Consider the following 17,665-nt stretch of genomic DNA (forward strand, 5'->3'; position numbering starts at 1 on the left):
GCTCGGCTTGCCGGAGCGGGACCCGAAAAGCAGCCGAGCATGGGCTCGGCTCTACAGCCGTCCCATCAGCTGCGGGACAGCGCCAGCAAACGCTCGGCAATGCGCTCCAGCGGTACCTGTTCCTCGGCCGCGCCAAGTTTGAACGCCGCACCGGGCATGCCCCAGACCACGCTGGTGGCTTCGTCCTGCACCAGCGTCGGGGCACCGGCCTGGCGCATTTCCAGCAGGCCACGTGCGCCGTCATCGCCCATGCCGGTGAGGATGGCGCCGATGGCATTGCCACCTGCGGCCTGCGCCACCGAACGGAACAGCACGTCGACTGCCGGCTTGTGTCGGTTCACTGCCGGGCCGTCGTCGACCCGACAGCGCCAGCGCGCACCGTCGCGGATGATCCGCAGGTGCTTGCCGCCGGGTGGCAGGTACGCGTGGCCGGGCAGCACCGCTTCACCATCGCTGGCTTCGCGTACCGCCATCGCCGAATGGCGGTCCAGGCGCTCGGCGAAGGCGGTGCTGAAACTGGCGGGCAGGTGCTGGGTCATCACCACTGCGGGACCGTCGGCGGGCATGCCTTCCAGCACCACGCGCAATGCTTCGGTACCGCCGGCCGAGGAGCCGATGGCGATCAGGCGGTCGGTCGTGCGGAACTGCGTTGCTGCCGGACGCACGGCAGGGGCGGCGTCCAACGTGAGTTTCGGTGTGGCCACGCGCACCAGCGGACGCACCCGTGAGCGCGCAGCCATCTTCACCTTGGCGATGATTTCATCGGCATAGGCCTGCAGGCCACGGGCTACATCAAGCTTGGGCTTGGAAACGAAGTCCACCGCGCCCAGACCCAGCGCCTGCAGGGTGGTATCGGCACCGCGCTCGGTCAGCGACGAGATCATCACCACCGGCAACGGGTGCAGGCGCATCAGGTTTTCCAGGAACGCCAGGCCATCCATGCGTGGCATTTCCACGTCCAGGGTGATCACGTCCGGAGCCAGGCGCTTGATCTTCTCGCGGGCCAGCAGCGGGTCGGCAGCGGTGCCGACCACGTCGATGGCCGGATCGCTGGACAGGATTTCGGTGAGCATCTGCCGCACGACGGCGGAATCGTCGACGATCAGGACCCGGCAGGGGTCGTTGCCGGTCAGGGTCATTCGAACAGCTCCACGCCACCGGTGACCGGGGCCTTGGACAGGCGTGCGCGCACAGCCGATTCGGTCGCGGCCACTTCGGCTTCGTGTGCGTGCGGCAGGCGTTGCACGACGACGCGGCCGGTATCGGCGAAGAACCAGATCTTGCGCGGATGGATGCCGCACAGGTCCTCGGCGAGGATCGGGATGTGCTCGGCCTGCAGGTACTGACGCACGAACTCGGCGTTGCGCGTGCCTACCGGATTGCTGGTGAAGCCCTTCAGCACGTTGGCACCACCGAATACCTTCGCCTCGATGCGCTTGCGATGTGCGCCACGCTTGAGCATGTCGTTGATCAGCAGTTCCATCGCGTAGCTGCCATAGCGTGCGGGCGCGCCGTCGCCGGCGTTGCCCTCGGGCAGCAGGAAGTGGTTCATGCCGCCGATCTTCAGTACCGGGTCGCGCAGGCACGCCGCCACGCAGGAGCCGAGCGTCGTGGTCAGCGCAGTGGTGTCATCCACCACGAGGTACTGGGTCGGCAGCAGCTTGGCGGCGATGGTCTTGAAGCGTGCGTCCTGGTAGCGCATCACATCATCGGTGCGCAGCGAAGCATTCATGCGCTGGCTCCCTGCGCGCGCCGGTACAGGGTACGGCCGCAGGGCTGGATCAGATCGGCGGCGTGCAGGTAGTTCTCCGAGTGGCCGGTATAGAGCAGGCCGTCGTCGGCCAGGTGGTTGACCAGGCGGCCAAGAATCGCGCGCTGGGTGGGCTTGTCGAAGTAGATCATCACGTTGCGGCAGAACAGCGCATCGAACGGACCGCCGACGTCATAGCGCGGTGCCAGCAGGTTCAACGGGCGGAACTCGATCAGCTCGCGCAGCGCCGGCAGCACGCGGCACTGGCCTTCGTTGGGGCCACTGCCGCGCTGGAAGTAGCGGCGGCGCAGGTCCGGATCGAGGCCGGCGACACGGTCGATGTTGTAGACGCCGCGCCCGGCGGTGGCCAGTACCTGGGTGTCGACGTCGGTGGCAACAATGCGCACCGAAGGCTTCAGGGTGCCGAACGCTTCGCAGGCGGTGATCGCCATCGAGTAGGGCTCTTCACCGGTGGAGGCCGCGCATGACCACAGCAGCAGTGGACTGCGGGCGTTGCGCTGCTGCAGCTCTTCGCGCAGCTTGTCGAAATGGTGCGGCTCGCGGAAGAATGCGGTGAGATTGGTGGTCAGCGCATTGGTGAATGCCTGCCACTCGTCACCATCGCCCTGTTCCAGATGGTCCAGGTACTGCTGGAAGCTGCGCATGCCCAGCGTGCGCAGGCGGCGCGACAGGCGTCCGTACACCATGTCGCGCTTGGCCGGGGCGAGGGCGATGCCCACGCGCTGGTAGATCAGGTCGCAGACGCGGCGGAAATCACGGTCGGCGAACTCGAATTCGCGCGTACCGCTGACGATGGGGGTGGGGCTCTGCACGGGTGACGTGTCCATCGGCGGGGCGGCGGCCGCAGCCGCCGCGAGGATCAGAATTCCTGCCAGTCGCCGTCGTTGGAGACGACGGCGCTGGAGTGGTTACGGCGGATCGGTGCGGGCGTCGACAGCGGCCGCGAAGGCGCAGGGCTGGCGGCCTTCGGTGCGACCTTCGCGGTCACCGCCTGCACTGCGACGGCAACCTGGTTGTCGAGGCGGAAGATCGCCACGGCGTCGGCCAGCTGCGCGGCCTGCTCTTCCATTGCACGTGCGGCGGCGGTGGCTTCTTCCACCAGCGCGGCGTTCTGCTGGGTGGTTTCATCCATCTGCACCACGGTCTGGTTGACCTGTTCGATGCCGGCCGACTGTTCCTGCGAGGCGGCGGAGATCTCGGCCATGATGTCGGTCACCCGCTGCACCGAGGCGACGATCTCGCCCATGGTGCTGCCGGCCTGGTGGACCAGGCTGGAGCCTTCGGCAACCTTGCCGACCGAATCATCGATCAGGCCCTTGATCTCCTTGGCAGCGGCGGCCGAGCGCTGGGCGAGGGTACGCACCTCGCTGGCGACCACGGCGAAGCCACGGCCCTGTTCACCGGCACGGGCGGCTTCGACCGCGGCGTTCAGTGCCAGGATGTTGGTCTGGAAGGCGATGCCGTCGATGACCGAGATGATCTCGGCGATCTTCTTCGAGGACGCCTCGATGGCCGACATGGTGGTGACCACCTGACCAACGACGCTGCCGCCCTGCGAGGCCACGCCGTGCGCGCCGATGGCGAGTTGGTTGGCCTGGCGCGCGTGTTCGGCGTTCTGGCGCACGGTGGAGGTCAGTTCCTCCATCGACGCGGCGGTTTCTTCCAGATTCGCGGCCTGCTGTTCGGTGCGGCGCGACAGGTCGCTGTTACCCGAGGCGATTTCGCCGGCCGACAAAGTGATGCTGGAAGCACTGAGCTGGATCTGGCCAACGATCTGGGTCAGCTGGCTGACCGTGGCGTTGGCATCGTCACGCATGCGCGCGAACACGCCCTGATAGTCACCGTGCATGCGGGCGGTCAAGTCGCCGTCGGCGATGGACGACAGCAGCTGCGAGAGCTTGCCGAGGTTGTCATCACTGACCGCCATCATGGCGTTGAGGTTTTCCAGCATGGTGCGGAAATCGTGATCGAAGCGCTGTGCGTCGCCGCGCTGGCTGAAGTCACCCGCGGCTGCGGCACTGGCCAGCTGCTTGATCTCGGCGTTGATGCGGCCGAGGTTGGCCTTGACCGTGTCGACGGTGGTGGTCATCGCCGCCTTTTCGCCCGGGTAGCGGGCGATGTCGCCGCTGAGGTCGCCGACGGCGTACTGCTGCACCACGTTCAGTACATCGTGCAGGGTCTGCACGTGGCTGCCGACCAGGACATTGGTTTCCTGCACCATCAGCCCGTACTCGCCGGGGAAGGCGCTGGCGTCGATGCGGTAGCTGAGTTCACCTTCATCGTGACGGCGTGCCATCTCACGCTGGCCGCTGATGACTGCGTGCAGCTGCTGCTGCATGCGTGACATCGCTTCGAGCAGGCGACCGGGTTCGTCATGCGGCTGCGGGCCGATGTGGCTGTCCAGCTTGCCGCCGGCAATGCCTTCGGCGACGGCGGTGGCCTGCTTCAGCGGTCGCGCGATGCGGTTGCCGATGACCCAGCTCAACGCCAGCACGATCAGCACCAGTACGCCGCCGGCCAGGGTCATGATGGCGGTGAAGACCAGTGCCTGCTGCTGCACGTCATCCATGTAGACGCCGCTGCTGACCACCCAGTTCCAGGGCTTGAACAGGCCGGCATAGGCGACCTTTTCGACCTCGCCCTTCTCGCCGGGCTTGGCCCAGCGATAGGCGACGAAGCCGCCGCCGGCCTTGGCCGCTTCGATCTGGTCGTAGTAGATGCGGATGCCATCGCCGGTACGGAAATCCTTCATGTCCTTGCCCACCAGATCCTTGCGGAACGGGTGCATGAGCACGTGATAGCCGGTGTCGTAGATGTTGTAGTAGTAGGTATCGTTGTGCGCGCGCATGACTTCCAGCGCCTGCAGCGCGGCCGCTTTTGCAGCCTCCTCGCTGAGCTCACCGGTTCCGGCGAGGCGATGGTAGTGGTCGAGGATGCCGTAGCTCAGTTCGACCTGGGTCTTCAGCGAAGACTTGCGGGTATCGGTCAGGTCCAGGTACTGCATGCGGGCAGCGATCACCGAGAGCGCGATCACGCCCAGCGCGATCAGCAGCGTGAGCAGATTGAGCTTGCGCCGGACGGAGAGATTGCTGAAGTAGTGTTGCCAGCGATGCAGGAGATTCATCGAGCAGTACCCGGGTCGTGGTGGGTGGAGGCGCCGGTGCTGGTCGGGAGCAGCGGTGACATGACCGTTATCGGCCGCGGGGGCGGGGGATTGAGGCGGGGTGTTCGAACGTATTCAGGTTTGCTTGCAGCGGCGGCTGCGGCGCTGCCTGCGGCAGGCTTTGAAGCAACAGCAACAGCAACAGCAACGGCGTTTGGTCGGCTCTGAATTGTCAGTGGGCGGCTGGGTCGGGGCGGCCAGGCGAGACACGCCGTAAACCCATCCATGGGGGCTCGATGGCGCCATCCATGGCGCCAACGGTCCCGCCAGCCCGCCCCGACCCAGCCCTCTCGGCATTTCGGTGTCTGATGGCAAGAGCGTTGGGTTTCCAAGTGAAAAGAGGGTCGGATCCGTTTTCCTGCGGAAAACGGATCCGACCCCGGAAGCAACACGGCTGTTGCTCTTGCTCTTCTTTCTTCAATCCGGGGTGGACGCGCAAGGAAACTGTCCGTGGCCGGGAGGGTGGGTTGCGCAGGGGCGTGAGCCGCATGGATGCGGCGACCGAGCCTACAGGGACGTATTCACGGCGTCCCCTGCGCAGCCCACCCTCCCGGCCAACCCTCAGCAGCCCAGGGCTTCTAGCGACCATCCCGAGGGGCTTCGCCGTTGGCTGGATAATCAGATACTCCGGAAACCAAAACGCCCCAGCGCAGGGCCGGGGCGTCTTCATGCTTCAGGTCGGGCAGGAATCAGAATTCCTGCCAGTCTCCGTCGGCCAGTTCGGTCACTGCCGGGCGAGCGCCGCTGACGCGTCGGGCCGGCGGTGCCATCGGTGCCGGGGCAGCCGGGGCGGCTGCACGCGGTGCCGGCGTGCGCGCGGCGGCCACGACTTCGGCTTCATCGACCACGAAGATCGATACCGCCTCGCTCAGATGGCCTGCCTGTTCTTCCATCGCACGTGCGGCAGCAGTGGCTTCTTCCACCAGCGCGGCGTTCTGCTGGGTGGTTTCGTCCATCTGCACCACGGTCTGGTTGACCTGCTCGATGCCGGCGCTCTGCTCCTGCGAGGCAGCGGAGATCTCGGACATGATGTCGGTCACGCGCTGCACCGAGGCGACGATCTCGCCCATGGTGGCGCCGGCCTTGTGCACCAGCGCCGAACCATCATTGACCTTGCCGACCGAGTCGTCGATCAGGCCCTTGATTTCCTTGGCCGCGGCGGCCGAGCGCTGGGCGAGGGTGCGCACTTCGCTGGCGACCACGGCGAAGCCACGACCCTGTTCGCCGGCACGGGCAGCTTCCACCGCGGCGTTCAGCGCCAGGATGTTGGTCTGGAAGGCGATGCCGTCGATGACCGAGATGATCTCCGCAATCTTCTTCGACGAGGCCTGGATGGCCGACATGGTGGTGACCACCTGGCCGACCACTTCACCGCCCTGCGAAGCCACGCCGTGCGCGCCGATGGCGAGCTGGTTGGCCTGGCGTGCGTGTTCGGCGTTCTGGCGCACGGTGGAGGTCAGTTCTTCCATCGAGGCGGCAGTTTCTTCCAGGTTGGCCGCCTGCTGCTCGGTACGACGCGACAGGTCGCTGTTGCCCGAGGCGATTTCACCGGCGGCCGAGCTGATCGCGCGGCTGGACTGCTTGATGCGGGTGACGATCTCGCTCAGCTGTGCGGCGGTGGCGTTGGCATCGTCGCGCATGCGGGCGAACACGCCCTGGTAGTCACCGTGCATGCGCACGGTCAGGTCACCCTGCGACAGCGCGGCGAGCAGGCCGGAAATCTGTTCGATGCTGCCCGAGTTGGCGTCCAGCAGGCCATTGATCTGCTGGGCCAGCTGCAGGAAGAAGCCTTCCTTGTCGTTGGCATCGATGCGGCCGGACAGGTCACCGGCGGCGGCCTGGGCGATCACCCGTGCCACTTCGGCCTCGACCTGTGCTTCCTGGGTACGGTCGCGCCATTCCACCACGTAGCCGACGGTGTCGCCGTCTTCGTTGCGGATGGTCGACACGACCTGGGCGAACTGGGCATCGCCGTACTGCATCGGGCGGCGGGCAACGCCATGCTGCTTGAGGTTGGCAAGCAGCGTGTTGTCCATCTCGCCACGGTGCTCGAGCACGGTGACCGGCTTGCCGACCAGCGAGGCGTGGGCGTCGAAGTCGGGCAGGTCGCGGCGCAACTCGTCCTGGTACTGGGCCAGGGTCTGCTGCAGGGCGCGGTTGCTGTAGACGATGGTGTTGCTGGGATCGGTCAGGTAGACGCCGGTCGAGCTGTAATCCAGCGCGGTGCGGATGCGCAGGTTCTCGCGGGCGATGGCCTGGTCGGTTTCGGTGCGCTCGCGCAGGTCGCGCTGCATGCGCTGCATGGCCTGCATCAGTTCGCCCACTTCGTCCTGGCGGCTGACGTCGATGTGACCATCGAGCTTGCCACCGGCGACGTCGTTGGCCACCGAGACGGCGCCACGCACGCTGCCGACCAGGGCACGGGCGAACAGCCACACCAGCACCAGGCCGAGTGCGGCACCGCCGAGCAGGGCGATCACGGTCAGCACGGCCGAGGCGGAGTAGGTGGAGGCGGCTTCGTCGCGCGAGGCGCGGGCGAGGCGGTTGTCTTCGGCGATCAGTGCTTCCAGCGCGGCGCCCGCCTTGCGATGCTTGGTGCGGGTCTCGCCGACGAAGGTATCGATCGCGTCGTCGGGCAGGTCCAGCTCCAGCATCTCGGTGACGCTGTCATAGGAGGCCAGCGCGTCCTTCCAGTCCTTGGCGAAGGTATCGAACAGCTTCTTCTGCTGTGCGTTGTCGACCAGCTTCGGATAGTCCTTGATCGACGTGTCCATGCTGGTGCGCAGTTCGGCGGCCTGCTTGCGGGCGTCTGCCTTGACGTCGTCGCTGGCGCGGATCAGCTGCTGGTAGGCGCTGTTGCGATACTCGCCGAGCATGCCGCGCATCTCGCCGGCCATGCGGATGCTTTCCATGCGTGAACCGGCCAGCTCGGTGGTCACGTTGTTCAGCGAATGCAGGCCACGATAGGCGACGATGCCCTGCAGCAGCATCACCAGCAAGAGGACACCGAAGGTCAGCATGAGCTTCGGCATCAGTTTCAGGTTGTTGATCCACGGCATGGGCGTTGCGATCTCCTAAGGCAGACGCGGCCGGGCGCGGGGCCCGGTTGCAACAGCCACGCCGGCACGCTGGCCGGCGCGGTCTGACGGACAGCGGATTACTTGATGTTGGCCAGCTTCAGGCTGGACGGCGAGCTGACTTCGATTTCCGCACGCGACGCATCGCGCTGGATCTTGCCGATCACGCACACGGTCTTGCCTTCCAGGGTTTCCAGCGGGAAGGAGAACTTGCCGCGGTTCTCGCCGGCGATACGGGCCGAGAAGGTGTGGCGCGGGAAGGCGCCGCCCATGTACAGGAAGGTCGGCTGGCCTTCGGAACCTTCTGCGAAGCGGGCCTTTTCGACCTTGCCGCAGACCATGCCGTCCTTGCCGACGGCGCGCGGTGCCATCTCCGGCGGAATCATCTCGGCCGACTGCGCGAAGGCGGAGGAAGCGGTGGTGGCCAGGACGGCAGCCGAAACGAACGCAAGCAGGGACTTCATCGGGGTGATTCTCCGGGGATGGTGATGGTGGATCCGGCCTTGGCGCGTTCCTGCGCGACCGGCTTCTGTCCCCCTATCGGCATGGATGGGGGGAACTGAAGGGCTGCGTAACAGAAACGTGAAGAAGGTCCGTTTGATCAGGCGGCAGCGTCTTCGACGACGTGGGTCTGGCCCATGTCGGCGCTGTCCAGCAGGGTTTCGATATCCAGCAGGATCAGCATGCGGTCATCGTGGGTGCCGATGCCGGAAATGAAGCGGGTATCCACGGCTGCACCGAATTCCGGGGTCGGGCGGATCTGCTCGGCCGACAGCGGGATCACGTCGGAGACGCTGTCGACCACGATGCCGACCACGCGGTCTTCCACGTTGAGCACGATCATCACGGTGAAGGCGTCGTAGCGGGCATCTTCCAGGCGCAGCTTCAGGCGCAGGTCGATCACCGGCACGATGGTGCCGCGCAGGTTGATGACACCCTTGATGTAGTCCGGGGCATCGGGGACGCGGGTGACGGCGTCGTAGCCGCGGATTTCCTGCACCTTGAGGATGTCCACGCCGTAGTGCTCGGCACCGAGGGTGAAGCTGAGGAATTCGCCATCGGCGCCGGCGGCGGAGCTGTTCTTGTCGTTCATCGAGGGGTCCTGGTTCTGCCGGAAGTGCCGGTGTCAGGCTCGATATCGGCCCCGTAGTGGGGGACTTTAGGCATCCATCCACGCATGGCGTGGATCTACTGGGGAAGGGTAGTGCCGGCCGCTGGCCGGCAGATCCCGAAATGGGGATGTCAGAGCTCGCCGTTGCGGCGTGCCTTGCGCTGGCGGTCGATGCGGAAGATGTAGCGCTGGATGGCGCTGTCGCCGCCGCGGGGCAGTTCGTCGAAGCGCATGCCCACGCGCTTGACCTCGGTGCCGTTGGGCAGGCGTTGCGGCAGCAGGTTGCAGACCACAAGGTCGATCTGCAGGTCCGGGCCATCGGGCATCGACAACTGGGCCCGGTAGCGCTGCTGCAGGCTGAAGATGGCGCAGTCGGTGGGTACGGTCACCGCCAGGCCGCCGCCGCTGATGTCCACCACCCGCATCGACAACGCTTCGGCGCGAGCCTCGCCCGGCGGCAGCAACAACTGCGGTGAATCGGTGATGGGGGTCTCCAGCCGGTACATTTCACGCCGCTGCAGGTGCACCAGCTCCTCGGGGAACGGTGTCCGGAAGGCGACGTGGCCGTCGTTGTCCACGCGCTGCAGGTCGTGCAGGCGGAAACGCACCATCACCCGTTCCAGCTGGGCGAAACAAAGCAGGTGGTCGGCCTGTTCGGCGGCGCGGTTGGAGGCTTCCTGTGGGCTGCCATCGAGCAGCAGGATGTCCTCGTCGTCGTCCAGTTCGAGCAGGGCGGTCGGGAAGGAGCGATCGCGCCCGTCGATATGGGCGTTGATCAGTGATCGCTGCTCGATCAGGGAACGCAGCAGCTGCCGCACCTGGCGCGGATTGCGGACCAGAAAGCGATCGTCGGCGGCGTCGGCCGCATGGACTTCGGGCGATGCAGTGTCGTGGCCGTCGGACATGGAATCTGTGGTCAGGGGCGGGCGCCGACGCGTGTGGGTGCGTGGCTCGAAAGAAGTATCGGCTGCGTTGCGGATTTATGTAGCACCGGACGCGTTCGACGGCTTCGTTGTGCCATGCCGGAAGCCGAAGGGCAAGCGGGACGCTGGGGCCGGGCATGGCCCGGCGCCACCTGTCCGCTGTCGGGGTGGCGCAGGGCCACCCCGGTGCTGCGATCAGAACTCCTGCCAGTCACCGTCGCCGGCCAGCGCCGGCTGCGCAACGGGCTTGCGCACGCGCGATGGCGTCGCGATGGGGGCGGGTGCCGCTTTGCGCGGAGTACCGACGGCTGTGGCCATCGCTGCGCGCGGCATCGCATTGCCTGGGCTCGGTGCGGCCAGGCGGAAGCGTGCGACGGCCTCGCCCAGCTGCGCGGCCTGGTCTTCCATCGCCCGCGCTGCAGCAGTGGCTTCTTCCACCAGCGCGGCGTTCTGCTGGGTGGTTTCGTCCATCTGCACCACGGTCTGGTTGACCTGTTCGATGCCGGCCGACTGTTCCTGCGAGGCGGCGGAAATCTCGGCCATGATGTCGGTGACGCGCTGCACCGAGGCGACGATCTCGCCCATGGTGCTGCCGGCCTGATGGACCAGGCTGGAGCCTTCGGCGACCTTGCCGACCGATTCGTCGATCAGGCCCTTGATCTCCTTGGCGGCGGCGGCCGAGCGCTGGGCGAGGGTACGCACCTCGCTGGCGACCACGGCGAAACCACGACCCTGTTCACCGGCACGGGCAGCTTCGACCGCCGCGTTCAGCGCCAGGATGTTGGTCTGGAAGGCGATGCCGTCGATCACCGAAATGATCTCGGCGATCTTCTTCGAGGACGCCTCGATGGCCGACATGGTGGTGACCACCTGGCCGACCACTTCGCCGCCCTGCGAGGCCACGCCATGCGCGCCGATGGCGAGCTGGTTGGCCTGGCGTGCGTGCTCGGCGTTCTGCCGCACGGTGGAGGTCAGTTCCTCCATCGACGCGGCGGTTTCTTCCAGGTTGGCGGCCTGCTGTTCGGTGCGGCGCGACAGGTCGCTGTTGCCCGAGGCGATTTCGCCTGCGGCCAAGGTGATGCTGGAGGTGCTGGCCTGGATCTGGCTGACGATCTGGGTCAGCTGGGCAACCGTGGTGTTGGCATCGTCGCGCATACGGGCAAACACGCCGTGGAACTGGCCGTCCATGCGTGCGGTCAGGTCGCCAGCGGCGATCGCCTGCAGCAGCTGCGACAGCTGGCCAAGGTTGCCGTCGGCGACGTGCATCATGCTGTTCAGCTGCTCGATCATCACGCGGAAATCGTGATCGAAGCGCTGTGCATCGCCACGCTGGCTGAAATCGCCGGCGGCAGCAGCCGACGCCAACTGCTGGATCTGCGTGTTGATCGCCAGCAGGCTGGCCTTGGCCGCATCCATCGATTCGTGCAGGATCGCGCGGCTGCCCGGCAGGCGGCGTGCATCGGGGGCGAGGTTGCCGGTGGCGTACTGGTTGAGTACGTCGATGGCATCGCGGATCGCATCGAGGTGCTCGAAGATCACCGTGTTGATGCCGCCGGCAAGCTGCCCGTAGACGCCCGGGAAGTCTTCCGGAATGCGGTGGCTGATATCGGGACCGGCATGCATCTGTGCCATCAGCTGGGTCTGCTCGGAGAAGCGACGCAGCATCGCGGTCATCTCCGCGGTGGCCGCCAGCATGCGGCCCGCTTCATCCTTGCCGGTGGCCTGGGTGGTGACGCTGAGGTCGCCGCGGGCGACGGCCTGGATGGCATGCACGGCCTTGCCCAGCGGGCCGACCACGGCGCGCGAGATGATCACGGCCAAGGCGGCGGCGACCACGACCAGCAGCACGATGGCGGCGATGATGGCCAGCATGCTGTTGCGGTGGGTCGCGTTGGCGTCTTCGATCTTGCCCTGCATCTGGGTTCCCAGCAGCGTACCCAGCGCCTTCAGGTCCTCAAAGGCCTTGCGGCGCAGCGGGCGGGACTGCTCATCGGAGATCTGCCGGGCGGCCTCGCCATCACCCGCCGTCGCCGCTTCGCGCAGCTTGGTATTGGCGGCGAAGTAGCCATCGACGTCGGCCTGCACGGCCTGGTACAGCGTGCGCTCCTTGTCGCCGGCTGGCAGCTTGGCATAGGCGGCCAACTGCTCGCGCACGACCGCAGCGGTGTCGTTCATGCGCTTGTTGTAGTCGGCCACCTTTTCCGGCTGGTCCAGCATGCTGATCTGGGCCAGTTCATAGGTGCGGAACTCACCCAGCTGCGAGCGCACTTCACCGAGGTACTGCACCGATGGGATGTCGTTGGTCGCCATCGAGGTCAGCTTGGCATTGGCTTCGGACAGGCGGACCAGGGCAAACGCACCCAGCACGACGGTCATCAGGGTGGTCAGGGTGAATCCCACAGCCAGCTTGCGGGCGATGGGCAGATCGTGGAACCACTTCATGCAGGGTGCTCCAAGGTGGGCAGAATACCGGCGGCGGCGCCGCGGGCAAAAAGGTCGTTGCAGGAGGGAACGGTCGTGCCGGGTGGGGGTTCGGTGACTGCCGTCAACCCGAGATAGCGGCGCAGCTGCGCCGTACTTTATGGACCGATGTCACATTCGCTGGCGTAGGGGAAGCCCACGGAAAGCAAGCACTGGCGGGGCTTTCGCAGTGACCGCGTGGTTTCAGGCGAAACCATGCGCCCGCTCAGGTTCACGGCGCAGGACGACGGAGTTCACAGTTGTGGGCGCAGTCGCGTTGCGCGTGACTACGATTGCTGCCTGCGGCCCGCGCAAACAAAAACCGCCGCCCCTGAGGGCGGCGGTCAGGCACAGCGCGTGGAGCGGCTCAGGCGGCCTGCGGTACCCGCAGCGAACGCACCAGGCCGCCGATGTCGACGATCAGGGCGACGCGGCCGTCACCGAGGATGGTGGCGCCGGAGACGCCGCCGATGCGGCGATAGTTGTTCTCGATGTTCTTCACCACGACCTGCTGCTGGCCGACCAGTTCGTCCACTTCCAGCGCGATCTTCTGGCCATCGCCTTCCACCACCACCACCAGCGATTCACTGCCCGGGGCGCGCTGGCCATAGCCGTAGTATTCGCTCAGCGACAGGATCGGCAGGTATTCGCCACGCACGCGCAGCACGCGGCCTTCGCCGGCCATGCTGCGGATGTCGTCGGGCTGCGGCTGCAGTGCTTCAAGCACGTAGGCCAGCGGCAGGATCAGGGTTTCGCCGGCCACCGCCACGGTCATGCCGTCGAGGATGGCCAGGGTCAGTGGCAGCCGGATCAGCGTACGGGTGCCGGTTCCGAGGCCACTTTCGATCTGCACTTCGCCGCCCAGCGCCTGGATGTTGCGGCGGACCACGTCCATGCCCACGCCGCGGCCGGACAGGTCGGTGACCGCGTCGGCGGTGGAGAAGCCGGGCTGGAAGATCAGGTCCCAGACCTGCGAATCGGTGGGGTTGTCCGGCACGGCCAGGCCGCGTTCGTGCGCCTTGGCCAGGATCTTCTCGCGGTTCAGGCCGCGGCCGTCGTCGCTGACTTCGATGACGATGTGGCCGCCCTGGTGCGAGGCCGCCAGGGTGATCGTGCCGGTCTCGTCCTTGCCGGCATCGCGACGCACGTCCGGCATTTCCAGGCCGTGGTCGATCGAGTTGCGGACCAGGTGCACCAGCGGATCGGCGATCTTCTCGATCAGGCCCTTGTCCAGCTCGGTGCCTTCACCGATCGTGCGCAGGCGCACGTGCTTGCCGAGGCGGCCGGACAGGTCGCGGACCAGGCGCGGGAAGCGGCGGAAGACTGCGTCGACCGGCAGCATGCGCACGCCGATCACCGCTTCCTGCAGGTCGCGGGTATTGCGTTCAAGCAGGTCCAGGCCAGCGAACAGGCTCTCGGCATGGACCGGGTCCAGCGCGTGCGAGACCTGCTTGAGCATGGCCTGGGTGATGACCAGTTCGCCGACCAGGTTGATCAGTGCATCGACCTTGTCGACGCTGACGCGGATGGAGGTTTCCGCTTCCTGGCTGGCGCCGGCGCTGGCCGTCGGTGCGGCAGCGGCAGGCGCGGGGGCAGCCACTGGCGTGGGGGCCGGCGCCTGGGTGGCGAGGCTTGGCGGTGCGGCCGGACGGATGTCCAGTTCGCAGTCGTCCAGCACCCAGGCGAAGGTGTCTTCGATCTTGCTGCGCGGCACCTTGCCGACCAGGCCCAGGTCCCACGCAAGGTGGGCTTCGAGCGGGTCGAGCTGGGCGAAGCCGGGCAGGCGATCCATGCGTGCGGCCACCTGCAGCGAACCCAGGTGTTCCAGTTCGCGGATGATGCGCAGCGGGTCGTTGCCGCTCATGAACAGCGACGGCGCCGGGGCGAAGCCGATCTGCCAGGCTTCCGGCGTGTCGTCGACCTGGCTGGCGGCAGCAGGTGCGGCGGCGGCGGGTGCCTGGCCGGACAGCACCGATTCCAGGCGCGCTTTCACCGCGGCAACCGCTGCGGGGTCGGCGGGCTGGCCGTGCTCGGCCTCGCGCAACAGGGCACGCAGCACGTCCACCGACGACAGCATCGCATCGACGGCGTTGCCTTCGAGTGCGCGCTTGCCGGCACGCAGCTCATCCAGCAGCGTCTCCAGCACGTGGGTCAACCCGGCGATGGCATCGAAGCCGAACGTGCCGGCGCCACCCTTGATGGAGTGGGCGGCACGGAACACCGAGTTGATGATCTCCGGGTCCTGTTGTCCCGATTCCAGGGCCAGCAGGCCAGCCTCCATGGCGTCGAGGCCTTCGCGGCTCTCCTCGAAGAAAGTGGCGTGGAAGCGTTGCAGGTCCATGCTCATGGCAGTGGCGATCCGGAAGCGAAGAGGGGGAGCAGTGCGGGGCGATCAGCCCAGCACTTTCTGCACGGTGGCGACCAGCTGTTCGGGATTGAACGGCTTGACCAGCCAGCCGGTGGCACCGGCGGCCTTGCCTTCGGACTTCTTGTCCGCGGCCGATTCGGTGGTCAGCATCAGCATCGGCGTGAACTTGTAGTCCGGCAGCTGGCGCAGTTCGCGGATCAGCGCGATGCCGTCCATGTTCGGCATGTTGACGTCGGTGACCACCGCATTGAAGCGCTGGCCCTTGGCACGTCCGAGCGCGACCGCGCCGTCTTCAGCTTCTTCGACGGCAAAACCGGCCGAGGTGAGGGCGAAGGAAACCATCTGGCGCATCGACGCCGAATCGTCCACCACCAAGATACGTGCGCTCATGCAGCGTTCTCCACAGATTTCAGGTTGTCATGGGTTACGTCCAGGCCCAGGGCCTGGGTGACGCCCAACAGGCGTGCAGCGTCACGGAAGGTTGCAGTGCAACCGTGGAAGCCGGTGCCCAGGCCTGCCTCGCGGCGGGCCTGTACGAAGGCACACAGCACCTGCACGCTGGCGGTATGGATGCGACCGACCTGGCTTGCATCCAGGGTCAGCTCGCCTGCTTCCGCCACCAAGGGCGAAAGGCGGTTCTTGAGCTCGGTGCTGCTCTCGATGCCGAGATCCTCACCCAGTTCGACAGTGCTCATCGTTGCTCCGGACAAACGGTTCCAGCATTCATAACGGCACCGCGGGGCGGTTCTTTAGGGGAGGTATCGACGCGGAGCGCCGATTCACCCCAGCAGCTGCGTGGCGTCGAGCAGGATCATCGGCCGCTGGCTGATACGGGCCACGCCGCGGAACAGGTCATTGGAGATCTGGCAGATGCGGGCGGTATCGGGCGGTTCGATCTGCGAGTCGGTCAGGTTGGCGACATCCTCCACGGCCGACACGCGCAGCCCCAGGGTCTCGCCGTTCTCTTCGAGCACGACAATGCGGGTCTGCGCGTCATCTTCGGCGGAGGCCGCACCCAGGTGCAGGCCGAGATCCATCACCGGTACCACCTGGCCGCGCAGGTTCATGATGCCGAGCATTTCCGGGGCAGTACCGCGCAATGGCAGCAACGGCACCGGCAGCACCACTTCCTGCACCTTCAGCAGCTCCAGCGCGTAGGCCTGGGTACCGCAGCGCAGGCGCAGCCAACGTGAGGTGCGTTCGCCGGCGCGGCGGTTCTGCGGGTGCGGGCTGCTGGCGGGCTGATGCGCCTGGGCCTGCAGCTCCTGCCAGGTGCCGGGACGGTTGCTGGATGGGGTGTCCACCGCGACCCGCGGCGGTGGTGCGACGGCGGCGCGGGCCATCGACGGCATCGGCGCCGGCGCGGGGCGCGCTGCGGCCTTGGCAGCGGCCGGCGCGGCGATGGCAGGAACCACCTCGCCGTCGGCGGCGGCTTCGAAAGCGGCCTGCAGCCCGGGACTATCGGTGTGCGCGAGGCTGTCGGCGGCGTCGGTTTCGTAGATCACTTCATCCGGCAGGTCATCCCAGGTCGGTTCCGGCGCGGGCGGTGCGGCTGGTGCAACGGCCACGGGCGCGGTTTCATGGATGACATCTGCCGGCAGATCGTCCCAGGTCGGCTCGCGCTCCGCGTCGGCCGCAGGCGCGGCAGCGGCGTCGAAGGCGGCCTCGAGGGAGGCGTCGTCACTGGCAGGGGTGCCCGCGACGGTGTCGGTTTCGTAGATCACCTCGGCCGGCAGATCGTCCCAGGTCGGCTCGCGCTCGGCGTCGGTTGCAGGCACGGTAGCGGCGTCGAAGGCGGCCTCGAGCGCCGCATCGTCGCTGGCCGGGGCGGCCGCGACGGTGTCGGTTTCGTAGATCACTTCGGCCGGCAGATCGTCCCAGGTCGGTTCGCGCTCGGCGTCTGCTGCTGCGCTCGTCGGGCGGGGCGCGGCGTCAGCGGCGACCGGTGCCACGGCAATGTCGCCGAGCAGTTCGTCCAGATAGTCATCCAGCATGCCGGTGGTGTTCATGCCGCCTGCTCCAGGGCGCGTGCGTCCTCACCAAGGATCCAGTTCAGCGCGCGGCGATAGGCCGCCAGGCCACGGCCCGGGTAGTCCTCGCCGATGCTCGGCAGGGTCAGCCCGGCCGCGTTGCTGATGCGGGTGTCGATCGGAATCGCATCTTCCCAGACGCGGCTTGCGTGGCGGTCCTGCATGGCGCGCAGTGATTCATTGCCGGTGCGGGTGCGGCGGTCGAACAGTGTCGGCAGGATCGAGATCGGCAGCGGGCGGCGGCGCGAACGCTCGACCATCTCGCCGGTGCGGACCATGCCATCCAGGCCGTGCAGGGCCAGCGGCTCGGCCTGGGTGGGGATGATCAGGCGATCGGCCGCGGCCAGCGCGTTGATCATCAGCAGGCCCAGGGTCGGTGCGCAGTCCAGCAGGATGTAGTCGTGCTGGCCCTGGTGGCGGGCGAGGGCGTTCTGCAGTGCCAGGCCCAGGCCCGGCTGGTTGGCGCTGCGTCGTTCCAGCGTGGCCAGCGAGGCCTGCGCGCACACGTAATCCAGCCCGCCGATGTTGCTGGCGTGGCTGAGCGTGGACAGGTCGGCCGGTGGTGCGCCGAACAGTTCCAGCACGCCGGTCGGTGCCGGTTCGATCGGTACACCGAAAGCGCGGGTCAGCGAGGCATGCGGATCGAGATCGATCAGCAGCACGCGATGGCCGAGCGCGGCCAGGCCGCGACCGAGGGCGAGGGTGGTGGTGGTCTTGCCGACTCCGCCCTTCTGGTTGGCGACTGCCCAGATGCGCATCGGA

At 67.0% G+C, this 17,665-nt stretch carries 14 protein-coding genes; all 14 read right to left on the minus strand.

The annotated features are described in order from the left end of the window. Positions 1 to 65 precede the first annotated feature (65 nt). The 14 genes from QP457_RS10245 to QP457_RS10310 all read right to left on the minus strand — a co-directional run bounded on the left by QP457_RS10245 (position 66) and on the right by QP457_RS10310 (position 17,661). Complete coding sequence (locus tag QP457_RS10245; RefSeq protein ID WP_205405285.1) at positions 66 to 1,139, minus strand: chemotaxis response regulator protein-glutamate methylesterase; 1,074 nt, start codon at positions 1,137 to 1,139, stop codon at positions 66 to 68. Then, positions 1,136 to 1,732 (minus strand): chemoreceptor glutamine deamidase CheD, encoded by a 597-nt coding sequence (gene cheD, locus QP457_RS10250; RefSeq protein ID WP_025878962.1) that lies wholly within the window; start codon positions 1,730 to 1,732, stop codon positions 1,136 to 1,138. Before cheD ends, QP457_RS10245 begins: the two co-directional genes overlap by 4 nt. After that, positions 1,729 to 2,598, minus strand: coding sequence for a CheR family methyltransferase (locus tag QP457_RS10255; RefSeq protein WP_205405286.1), 870 nt, complete (start codon positions 2,596 to 2,598; stop codon positions 1,729 to 1,731). Before QP457_RS10255 ends, cheD begins: the two co-directional genes overlap by 4 nt. A 32-nt stretch (positions 2,599 to 2,630) precedes the next feature. Continuing rightward, the gene (locus QP457_RS10260) at positions 2,631 to 4,895 is read right to left on the minus strand and encodes a methyl-accepting chemotaxis protein (protein ID WP_205405287.1); all 2,265 of its coding nucleotides are present in this window, start codon (positions 4,893 to 4,895) and stop codon (positions 2,631 to 2,633) included. Positions 4,896 to 5,623: 728 nt separating this feature from the next. Beyond that, complete coding sequence (locus tag QP457_RS10265) at positions 5,624 to 7,993, minus strand: methyl-accepting chemotaxis protein (RefSeq protein WP_205405306.1); 2,370 nt, start codon at positions 7,991 to 7,993, stop codon at positions 5,624 to 5,626. Between the two features lie 98 nt (positions 7,994 to 8,091). Continuing rightward, positions 8,092 to 8,475, minus strand: a complete 384-nt coding sequence (locus tag QP457_RS10270) for a hypothetical protein (protein WP_025878966.1) — start codon at positions 8,473 to 8,475, stop codon at positions 8,092 to 8,094. Between the two features lie 137 nt (positions 8,476 to 8,612). Then, positions 8,613 to 9,104, minus strand: a complete 492-nt coding sequence (locus tag QP457_RS10275; protein ID WP_099818377.1) for a chemotaxis protein CheW — start codon at positions 9,102 to 9,104, stop codon at positions 8,613 to 8,615. Between the two features lie 149 nt (positions 9,105 to 9,253). Beyond that, the gene (locus QP457_RS10280) at positions 9,254 to 10,027 is read right to left on the minus strand and encodes a flagellar brake protein (RefSeq protein ID WP_205405307.1); all 774 of its coding nucleotides are present in this window, start codon (positions 10,025 to 10,027) and stop codon (positions 9,254 to 9,256) included. A gap of 213 nt (positions 10,028 to 10,240) precedes the next feature. Then, entirely contained in the window at positions 10,241 to 12,487 is a 2,247-nt protein-coding gene (locus tag QP457_RS10285; RefSeq protein WP_205405308.1) for a methyl-accepting chemotaxis protein, read from the minus strand. A 385-nt stretch (positions 12,488 to 12,872) separates the two neighbouring features. Then, positions 12,873 to 14,852 (minus strand): chemotaxis protein CheA, encoded by a 1,980-nt coding sequence (locus tag QP457_RS10290; protein ID WP_205405309.1) that lies wholly within the window; start codon positions 14,850 to 14,852, stop codon positions 12,873 to 12,875. Positions 14,853 to 14,897: 45 nt separating this feature from the next. Next, on the minus strand, positions 14,898 to 15,263 hold the full coding sequence (locus QP457_RS10295) for a response regulator (RefSeq protein WP_025878971.1): 366 nt from the start codon (positions 15,261 to 15,263) through the stop codon (positions 14,898 to 14,900). Next, positions 15,260 to 15,568 (minus strand): STAS domain-containing protein, encoded by a 309-nt coding sequence (locus tag QP457_RS10300; RefSeq protein ID WP_100465280.1) that lies wholly within the window; start codon positions 15,566 to 15,568, stop codon positions 15,260 to 15,262. Before QP457_RS10300 ends, QP457_RS10295 begins: the two co-directional genes overlap by 4 nt. Before the next feature lie 84 nt (positions 15,569 to 15,652). Beyond that, a complete protein-coding gene (locus QP457_RS10305) occupies positions 15,653 to 16,882 on the minus strand; it encodes a chemotaxis protein CheW (protein WP_205405310.1) in 1,230 nt (409 codons plus the stop codon). After that, positions 16,879 to 17,661, minus strand: a complete 783-nt coding sequence (locus QP457_RS10310; protein WP_180166993.1) for a ParA family protein — start codon at positions 17,659 to 17,661, stop codon at positions 16,879 to 16,881. The genes QP457_RS10305 and QP457_RS10310 overlap by 4 nt, the downstream gene beginning before the upstream one ends. Positions 17,662 to 17,665: the final 4 nt, after the last annotated feature.

It is taken from the genome of Stenotrophomonas sp. As-7 (assembly GCF_030291015.1).
Lineage (GTDB): Bacteria > Pseudomonadota > Gammaproteobacteria > Xanthomonadales > Xanthomonadaceae > Stenotrophomonas > Stenotrophomonas lactitubi.

Excerpts from the sequence above, each read along its gene's own strand:
- QP457_RS10245 (WP_205405285.1), bottom strand. The coding sequence starts at position 1,139 with ATGACCCTGACCGGCAACGACCCCTGCCGGGTCCTGATCGTCGACGAT.
- cheD (WP_025878962.1), bottom strand. The coding sequence starts at position 1,732 with ATGAATGCTTCGCTGCGCACCGATGATGTGATGCGCTACCAGGACGCA.
- QP457_RS10255 (WP_205405286.1), bottom strand. The coding sequence starts at position 2,598 with ATGGACACGTCACCCGTGCAGAGCCCCACCCCCATCGTCAGCGGTACG.
- QP457_RS10260 (WP_205405287.1), bottom strand. The coding sequence starts at position 4,895 with ATGAATCTCCTGCATCGCTGGCAACACTACTTCAGCAATCTCTCCGTC.
- QP457_RS10265 (WP_205405306.1), bottom strand. The coding sequence starts at position 7,993 with ATGCCGTGGATCAACAACCTGAAACTGATGCCGAAGCTCATGCTGACC.
- QP457_RS10270 (WP_025878966.1), bottom strand. The coding sequence starts at position 8,475 with ATGAAGTCCCTGCTTGCGTTCGTTTCGGCTGCCGTCCTGGCCACCACC.
- QP457_RS10275 (WP_099818377.1), bottom strand. The coding sequence starts at position 9,104 with ATGAACGACAAGAACAGCTCCGCCGCCGGCGCCGATGGCGAATTCCTC.
- QP457_RS10280 (WP_205405307.1), bottom strand. The coding sequence starts at position 10,027 with ATGTCCGACGGCCACGACACTGCATCGCCCGAAGTCCATGCGGCCGAC.
- QP457_RS10285 (WP_205405308.1), bottom strand. The coding sequence starts at position 12,487 with ATGAAGTGGTTCCACGATCTGCCCATCGCCCGCAAGCTGGCTGTGGGA.
- QP457_RS10290 (WP_205405309.1), bottom strand. The coding sequence starts at position 14,852 with ATGAGCATGGACCTGCAACGCTTCCACGCCACTTTCTTCGAGGAGAGC.
- QP457_RS10295 (WP_025878971.1), bottom strand. The coding sequence starts at position 15,263 with ATGAGCGCACGTATCTTGGTGGTGGACGATTCGGCGTCGATGCGCCAG.
- QP457_RS10300 (WP_100465280.1), bottom strand. The coding sequence starts at position 15,568 with ATGAGCACTGTCGAACTGGGTGAGGATCTCGGCATCGAGAGCAGCACC.
- QP457_RS10305 (WP_205405310.1), bottom strand. The coding sequence starts at position 16,882 with ATGAACACCACCGGCATGCTGGATGACTATCTGGACGAACTGCTCGGC.
- QP457_RS10310 (WP_180166993.1), bottom strand. The coding sequence starts at position 17,661 with ATGCGCATCTGGGCAGTCGCCAACCAGAAGGGCGGAGTCGGCAAGACC.